This window comes from Streptomyces sp. NBRC 110035 (genome assembly GCF_000829695.1).
Lineage (GTDB): Bacteria > Actinomycetota > Actinomycetes > Streptomycetales > Streptomycetaceae > Streptomyces.
The window spans coordinates 1-7803 of record NZ_BBNN01000076.1 but is presented as its reverse complement, the minus strand read 5'-3'; the positions used below and the strand labels follow the sequence as shown (position 1 = coordinate 7803).

General features: G+C 68.7%; 5 protein-coding genes and 4 pseudogenes. 5 read left to right on the top strand and 4 right to left on the bottom strand.

Going from position 1 to position 7803, the window contains the following annotated elements:
* Both TU30_RS32535 and TU30_RS32530 read left to right on the top strand, forming a co-directional pair.
* Nucleotides 1-631, top strand: a 631-nt coding sequence (locus tag TU30_RS32535; protein WP_042177183.1) for a transposase, incomplete at its 5' end; no start/stop codon positions are given.
* A 293-nt stretch (nucleotides 632-924) separates the two neighbouring features.
* Entirely contained in the window at nucleotides 925-1131 is a 207-nt protein-coding gene (locus TU30_RS32530; RefSeq protein ID WP_042177182.1) for a hypothetical protein, read from the top strand.
* 167 nt (nucleotides 1132-1298) lie between these two features.
* On the opposite strand, the pseudogene TU30_RS32525 reads toward TU30_RS32530, so the two are convergent.
* From TU30_RS32525 to TU30_RS32515, 3 genes and pseudogenes are all read right to left on the bottom strand, one after another.
* Nucleotides 1299-2192: pseudogene (locus TU30_RS32525) on the bottom strand (ISAs1 family transposase); the annotation flags it as partial.
* Nucleotides 2193-2520: 328 nt separating this feature from the next.
* Nucleotides 2521-3621, bottom strand: coding sequence for an ISAs1 family transposase (locus TU30_RS32520; protein ID WP_234308077.1), 1101 nt, complete (start codon nucleotides 3619-3621; stop codon nucleotides 2521-2523).
* 652 nt (nucleotides 3622-4273) lie between these two features.
* Entirely contained in the window at nucleotides 4274-5173 is a 900-nt protein-coding gene (locus tag TU30_RS32515) for a S1 family peptidase (protein WP_042177171.1), read from the bottom strand.
* Between the two features lie 799 nt (nucleotides 5174-5972).
* Between TU30_RS32515 and TU30_RS32510 the strand changes: the two are divergent.
* The 3 pseudogenes from TU30_RS32510 to TU30_RS32500 form a co-directional block, all read left to right on the top strand.
* Nucleotides 5973-6191 (top strand): annotated as a pseudogene (locus TU30_RS32510) (phosphotyrosine protein phosphatase); the annotation flags it as partial.
* A gap of 5 nt (nucleotides 6192-6196) precedes the next feature.
* Nucleotides 6197-6412 (top strand): annotated as a pseudogene (locus TU30_RS32505) (NAD(P)/FAD-dependent oxidoreductase); the annotation flags it as partial.
* Nucleotides 6413-6682: 270 nt separating this feature from the next.
* Nucleotides 6683-7141 (top strand): annotated as a pseudogene (locus TU30_RS32500) (IS5/IS1182 family transposase); the annotation flags it as partial.
* On the opposite strand, the gene TU30_RS32495 reads toward TU30_RS32500, so the two are convergent.
* On the bottom strand, nucleotides 7141-7803 hold a 663-nt coding region (locus tag TU30_RS32495; protein WP_042177167.1), incomplete at its 5' end, for an IS481 family transposase. The pseudogene TU30_RS32500 and the gene TU30_RS32495 overlap by 1 nt on opposite strands.

Sequence of the window (7803 nt, the reverse complement as noted above, 5' to 3'; positions counted from 1 at the left end):
CGGCCGAAAGGCCATGGACGACCTCGGCGTCCTGCCCGCCTTCACCGGCATCCTGGTCACCGACGCCCTGGCCTCCTACACGGTCCACGGCGACGCCGCGGCCCTGTGCGGCGCGCATGCCCTGCGCGAGCTGATCGCGGTGACCGAGGACAAGCACCACGACTCGGCCTGGGCCCAGGCGGTGATCGACGTCCTGATCGACGCCAAGGACGGCGTCGCCCTCGCCCTGGCCGACGGACACGACGCACTCGCTCCCGAAGTGCCGGCCGGCTTCCAGGACCGCTACCGCCAGGCCACGTTGTGCGGCATCGCAGCCCACCCCTATACCGGTACCGGGCCCCGGTCCAAGGCCCGCGCGCTGGCCGAGCGACTGCGTGACCGCACCCGGGAGTACCAGCGGTACATGGTCAACTTCGGCGTCCCCTTCGACAACAACCAGGCCGAACGAGACCTGCGGATGATCAAGGTGCAACAGAAGATCTCCGGATCCTGGAGGACTCTGACCGGCGCGAGGCGCTTCGCCCGGATTCGCTCCTACATCTCCACCGTCCGCAAACACGACATCAACCCACTCGCTGCCCTACACGACCTCTTCGCCGGACGGCCATGGATGCTGCCTACAACCAGCTGAAATCCCTGAACAGTCACGCGTGGAGGCGACGTGAATCTGGTCTGCTGCTTTCGTGTGGAACGTGGGAAGACACACTTCGATGCATCAACTCTGCTTTTTCCACGCGGTGTTGTGAAAGGGAGCCTTCCAAGCGGACAACCCGCGAGGAACTGAGTACCGATGCGAGGTGTGTTGGCGGACCGGTTCGTAGTAGCGGTGAACCTCCTGCTGGGCGCGGTGGGAGCGGAGTGAAGGGGCCGGATTGTCCGTGGTTCGTTTGTTCGGTCAACCAGGAGTTCCCTGGGAGGAGCTGCGTGGGCGAGCTGAAGTCACAGATCAAGCCGTTCGAGATATCAAAGACGGAGGTCTGGGAGGCGTACCTGAAGGTCAAGGCCAATCAGGGTGCTCCGGGTGTGGATGGCTGCACGATCGAGGAGTTCGAGAAGGATCTGAAGGGGAACCTCTATAAGGTCTGGAATCGGATGTCCTCGGGAAGCCAGGGCTTCGGCGTAGTCACGTGACGTCCGGTTCGTGATCATCCGAGACCGAGGAGTGTGAGGGGGCGGCGAGGGTCGCGGGCGTTGCGGCGGAGGCCGGCCGCGATGTTCTTCACTCCGGCCATGTGGAGGACTCCGATGGCGAGGTTGCGCCATGTGGCCATCGCGCGGGGCGCGTTGCCGGTCCGCAGTTGGGAGGCGTCCTCGGCGAAGGCGGTGTCGCGGACATGGTGCAGGGCCTCGATCTTCCAATGGTCGCGGACGAGTTCGGCGAGCTGGGCAGCGGTGGCCTGCTCGGCGGTCAGGCTGGTGACGGCGTAGACCGTCTTGACGGTGGTCTTGCCGGTCTTGCGGTCGGTGCGCCGACGCTTGATCTGGACGGCCTGGCGGGCTCCGGGGAAGAGGAGGCTGTTCACGGTGGCGGCCTTGATCCGACGGATCTCCGAGCGGCCGTGGGCGATGCCCCGGGTGCGTCCCTGAAGCGGGATGTCCTTCCAGGGAAGGGACTTCAGCTGGCGGCGCAGCTTCTTCTGGTTGCCCTTGACGATCACGATGTAGTGGGCACCCCGGCCGAGGAGGTAGTCGGCGTGCTCGCGCTGGGTGTGCATGGCGTCGCTGGTGACGACGACGCCGACCAGGTCGGCAACGGTATCCAGCAGCGGCTGGAAGCAGGTGATCTCGTTCGTCTTCTCGCCGACGTCCAGCTGGCCCAGGACCAGACCGGTGGTGTGCTCCAGTGCAGCGAGCAGATGGATCTTGCGGCCCTTCGCCTTGGCCGCGCCGCGCAGGCTCTTGCCGTCCACTGCGAGGCCGCGCAATCCGGTCACCTTCGGGCGGCGGTCGGCGAGCCAGCTCCCGACAGCCAGGTCCAGCGCGTCGCCGTCGATGCGGGCCAGCAGCCGGCGGACCGTGGTCTCTGCGGGCAGGACCCGCCTGGGCAGAAGCGGATCGGGGTCGGCACCGACCTGTTCCAGCACGTAGCCGGGGGCATCGGCGATCCATTCGCCGACCGCCAGCAGCGAGGTCGCACCGGCCGGCACCGCGCACGCCGTGAGAGTGAGTACGACAGCCAGGCGGTGGCGCACCCCACGCGGATCACGCGGGTCCGGCACCTCGGCCAGCCGCTCCAGTAGGCCCGGGACCTCCTCGGGGCCGACCTGCGGATTCTCACGCAGTTGGTCAAGGGCAGGCGGGATCAGAGATGATGCGTCGGCAGGCACGGTCTTCCACTTGGATCACGGGGCGTAGAGAACTCCATGATCTTGGAAGCCGTGCCTGTCACGTTCCGAGAGCACCGCTGAGCAGGCAGTTCGCCACGAACCGGGCGTCACGCGACTACGCCGAAGCCCTGCTCGGGAAGCTACTTTCCCCCTCCGGCAGGGTCATTGCGTGAAGTGATCTTGTCCGGGTTCGTCAGGTGAGTCCGAGGGCGGCCAGTGGGCGGCGGTAGTCGCGGGCGGCTCGTCGGAGGGCGGCGGCCATGTTGGTGGCGCCGTCCTGGCGGTGGACGCTGATGGCGAGGTTGCGCAGGGATGCCATGGTGCGGGGCAGGTGTCCGGTGCGGACCTTGGAGTCGTCCTCGCGGAAGGTCCGGTCGCGGACGTGATGCAGGAGGTTCTCGATACCCCAGTGGCCTCTGGTCCAGGAGGCGAGTTCGGGGCCGGTCGCGGCGCCGGGGGCGAGGCTGGTGATCAGGTAGATCCGCTCGATTGTGAGCTCACCGGTGGTCCGGTCCAGGCGCCATCGGACGATTTGGAGGGCCTGCTTCGCGTCGGGGTAGTCGAGGTGGTCGAAGGCGGCGGCCTTCAGTCTGCGGATCTCGATGCGGTGGTGGGCGCGGGTTCGGTCGTAGTGCTCCAACGGCATGTCCCGCCGGGGGAGATGGCGCACCCGGTCGTGAAGCTTGGCGTGGTTCTTCTTCACGATCGCCAGGTAGTGGGCGCCACAAGACCGCAGGTAGGTGCCGTGAGCGTGCTGGGTGTGCAGCGCATCGGCGGTGATCACGACGCCGTCCAGGTCCTCGATGGTCTCCAGCAGGGGTGCGAAGGCAGGTATCTCGTTGCTCTTGTCGGCGGTCTGCCGCTGGGCCAGGACGGTGCCTGTGTGGTCCGTCGCGGCGAGCAGGACCACCGCCGTCTTCCCGGTGGTGCGTGATCCGCGGACCGTCTTGCCGTCCACCGCGACGGCCCGACGGCCTGCCCGCGTGGCCGGCTCGCCGTCCGGGGCGGTCTGGGTGAGGCGAGTGTTGAGGAAGGCGCCGATGGCCCGGTCCAGGGCGTCGCCGTCCAGGCGTTTCAGCAGGCGACGGACGGTCGCCGGGTGCGGGACGGGGATCTGCCCGGTGAGTGGGTCGGGGGTGAAGCCAAGCGACTTCAAGGCCCAGGCTGGCGCGTCGGCGATCCATTCGCCGACGGCGGTCAGCGACTTCGCGCCGGCCAGGACCCCGGCGGCCACCGCGCTCAACAACGCGCCGAAGGGGTAGACCCGGCCCTTGCGACCTCGGGGATCGGGCACGCGATCCAGGAAACTTCGCAGGTCAACGGCGTCGAGAAGGGGTGCTGGTTCGGTTATCGAGGCCAGTTGGCGCAACGGGGAGGCAATGGGCGATGATGCAGAGGCAGGCACGGGCTCGCTCGGTGTTCATGGGACATAGACACTCACATGATCACCGGCACCGTGCCTGCACTGCTTTCCGCCCCCGGAACCGCACCAACCGCGACATGACGCAACGTCACAGACATCTGCCGCGAAGCCGCTTCACGCAATGCCCCTGGATGCCGGCCGACTTCCCGCCGTGGGGCCAAATCACGTTGCCCGAGTGGGGCCAGAACTACCTGCTCAAGGCGATGCGGTGGAGGCGGTGGCGGGCGGTCACGCTGGGCTTGGGCAGGCCGGCCATCTCCGGCAGGCACAGGGCGGGCTGAGGTGCCCCGGAAACTCCGGGGCACCTCATCCACCCGTCGTGCTGGGGGTTTTGCAGGAGGCGGGCGAACGGGGTGAGGGCGTAGGCCAGTACCGCGTCGAAGAGGGCGGGCGGTACGGGCGGGGACCGCCGGCCCGGCCAGGCGGGCCGGCGGCGGCCGGGCGGGGCCCTGCACGGACCGGAGGCCTCCGGCGACGGCCGGAGGCCTCCGGGGCCTGCCTGTGACGCGGTACTGCTGCGGGGCTAGAAGACGCTGAGGCCGTACAGGCTCAGCGGCCGGGTGACCGGCTCGTAGAACGTGGTACCGCCGGTGGTGCAGTTGCCGCTGCCGCCGGAGAGCAGGCCGTAGGCGGTGTTGCCGGCGAAGAGCGGGCCGCCGCTGTCGCCGGGCTGGGCGCAGGCGTTGGTCTGGATCGTGTTGTAGACCAGCTGGCCGTTGCCGTAGTTGACGGTGGCATTCAGGCCGGTGACGCTGCCGGTGCGGTAACCCGTGGTGCTGCCGGAGCGCTCGATGCGCGTCCCGACGGTCGGGCTGCCAGCGTTGACGATGTCGCGGTACGTGCCGTTGTACAGGTACACGCGGCCGTCGGATGCGGCGGGGTTGGAGTGCTGGATGACCCCGTGGTCGTAGGTCGGGAAGACGGTCTGGCCCGGCACCGCAGTGCCGATGCTCCAGCTGGACCGGCCGCTGGTGCAGTGTCCGGCGGTGAGCGCGAAGTTCGTGCCTGCGGAGTTGCGGACGTTGAAGCCGAGGGAGCAGCGGACGCCGGAGGAGGTGATGGCTTCCCCGCCAGCGATCAGACGGTTGAACTTGCCCGGGGTGCGATTGATCTGCAGCGCCCCGGACTGCGCGTCGGCCGCCTTCCTGATCTTGTTGATCTCCGCCGCCGAGACCGTGCTGTCGGCGGTGACGACGACCTTGCCCGACGCCTTGTCGGTGTACCAGGCCGTGCCGCCGACGTCGGCGGTGAGCACCGCGTCGCCGACCCGGGCGAGCTGGGCCGCGGTGGGCTTCGCGTCCGCGGACGCCGACGCCATGGCGGTGGGGGTCACGAGCGCGGACACGGTCGCCAGGGCGGCGACGACGGTGGCGGCACGGGCTCTTCGGGAGGCGCCCGACGACAGGAACGTCTTGATCTTCACTTGTCCTCCGGTGAGGGGTCGTGGGTCCGTTGGATGTCCGGGCCCTCGGTTCACGTCTGCGGCAGCCCTGCGGACAGTGCGGGCGTCCTGGAGGTGCCGCATCGGTGGTTGAACCTTCGCCGTGATATGCCCCTGTCAACAAGCGTGGCTTTCGGACGCTTCAGCGAGAGCCCCCGGGTGCGCAAGCAGGTTGGCAAGGAAGGGGCTCTTGCGGGATCCCGTCCGCAGGGTGATACGACGGGAAACTGACGGGTCATTGGGTGATGGCCCGTCGGTCGCCCCGGATTCCGGCAAGGTTCCGGGGGTGCGGCGACCGGTGGACAACGCGCCATTCATCGCGGCGCACCGAACTCTTCGGCGGCGCCGACTTCGCACGGCGCCGCGGCTGCTCAGGTCGCCGTCGGCCCCGGGCGGGCGGTGCGGCCGCGCCGGGCCGCCGGAAATCATGGCTGATTCGTAAAGATCAAGTGGAGCATTCCGGTATGTCGTGTGATGTGCCGGGGGAGGCCGGGTCCATGCCGCGTCCCCCGTCCGTCGTCGGCGCCGGGACGGGAGGAAGGCCGCGCCGTCCCTCGCGCGTTACGGCGGGAATGCTCCTGGCGGCTTTCCTGAGGCCGAACCCGTATGGACGGATTGCCCCTTGCGGCGCTCAGGACCGGTGGCCGGTTCGACACCGTCATTCGAGAGCACTTTCACGACGCCGTTCGGTGCCCGGCCTCTCCAGCCACCGGGCCCCCTCTGGTCTCGGGCGAACACCCGCGGCGTCCCCTGCCAGCCGCACTCCGCACGCCGGGGCGTCCCCAAGCCGCTGACCGATGAGGTCGTCAGGGCCGCTGACATCGTCATCACCATGGGCTGCGGCGACGCCTGCCCGATCTTCCCCGGCAAGAAGTACCTCGACTGGGCCCTGGAGGACCCGGCGGGTAAGGGCGTGGAGCCGGTGCGCCCGCTCCGTGACGAGATCAAGACCCGTATCGAGGCCCTGACCGCCGAGATCGACACCAAGCAGGAGGCGTGAGCAGCGTGACCGGCACAGACGGCGTACGCGAGGTCATCGTCATCGGCTCCGGTCCCGTCGGATACACCGCCGTCCTCTACACCGCCCGCGCTTCGCTGAAGCCGCTGGTCTTCGAGGGCGCGGTCACCGCCGGCGGCGCGCTGGTGCAGACGACCGAGGTGGAGAACTTCCCCGGCTTCCCGGGCGGCATCATGGGTCCGGACTTGATGGACAACATGCGGGGGTGCTGTCACGTTGATTGACTGGGTGGGATGATCTCCGGGTTGATCATGCTGGAGGGGGCTGTCCGTGGGGGACGCGTCGCCGTCGTACAAGGGCCATCGGTACCCGGTCGAGGTCATCTCCCAGTGAGCTGTTCCCAGTAACCGTCGGCCACCGTCCGTGAGCGGGAGGCGCGTCGCGCGGTCCGCGGTATCCCCCAAGTCCGGGCAGGCGTAAGGCCCCTGGTAGGAACGATCTTGCGACAGAAAGATCCGACCGAGGGGCCTCACGTGCCGACCAGTGTCACATACACCGCCGTGCCCGATGTGAGGCGGTCCACCGCCGAGCACCCGGCCGGTCTCCTGCGCGACCACCGAATCGTGGCCAGGACCCGCAAGGGGCGACGCGCGCTGGGCTGCTTCAAGCAGGCCGTGCTCGTGCTGCGCTGGTTCCTCGACGGCACCCGCCTGGCCCAACTCGCCATTGACAATGGCCTGTCGACCTCAACTGCGTACCGCTACCTCCACGAGGTACTGGCCGTCCTGGCCGCCGGCGCACCGGACCTGTCCACCGCGCTGGAGCGCGCGAAGGCAGCCGGGCTGACGCATCTGAACCTCGACGGTACGGTCATCCGTACCGACCGCGTCGCCGCCCCGGGTCCCAACGGCGCCGACCTCTGGTGGTCCGGAAAACACAAGCACCATGGCGGGAACGTGCAGGTCATCGCTACCCCGGACGGCTGGCCGATCTAGTTGTATTGCCCTGTGAGGTTGGGGACGCGGCTGGCGGGTGGTTGGCCCTTCAGCGCGGTGTGTCCGCGGTGGTGATTGTAGGTGTGCAGCCACTGCGGGAACGCTTCGCGGCGCTCGGCTTCTGACCGGTAGGGGCGGGCGTAGGCCCATTCGTCGAGGAGGGTGCGGTTGAAGCGTTCGACCTTGCCGTTGGTCTGCGGGCGGTAGGGCCGGGTGCGTTTGTGGGTGATCCCGGCCGCGGTGAGCAGGTCGCGCCAGTCGCGTGAGCGGTAGCAGGAGCCGTTGTCGGTCAGCACGCGCTCGACGGTGATCCCGCACTCGGTGAAGAACGCCTGGGCCCGGGTCCAAAAGCCGGTGGCGGTCTCCTTCTTCTCGTCTGTATGGATCTCGCTGTAGGCGAGGCGGGAGTGGTCGTCGACGGCGGTGTGCAGGTAGCTGTAACCGGCGTTCTTGCGGTTCTTGCGGCCTGCTTGCCGGCCCAGGACCTTGTGTCCGCCGCCGTCGGGGATGTTGCCCAGCTTCTTGATGTCGACGTGCACCAGCTCGCCGGGCCGCTCGCGTTCGTAGCGGCGGACGACGCGGCCGGTGGCGCGGTCCAGGTGGGTGAGGCGGGCCAGGCCGAAGCGGGTCAGTACCCGGTGCACGGTCGAGGGCACCAG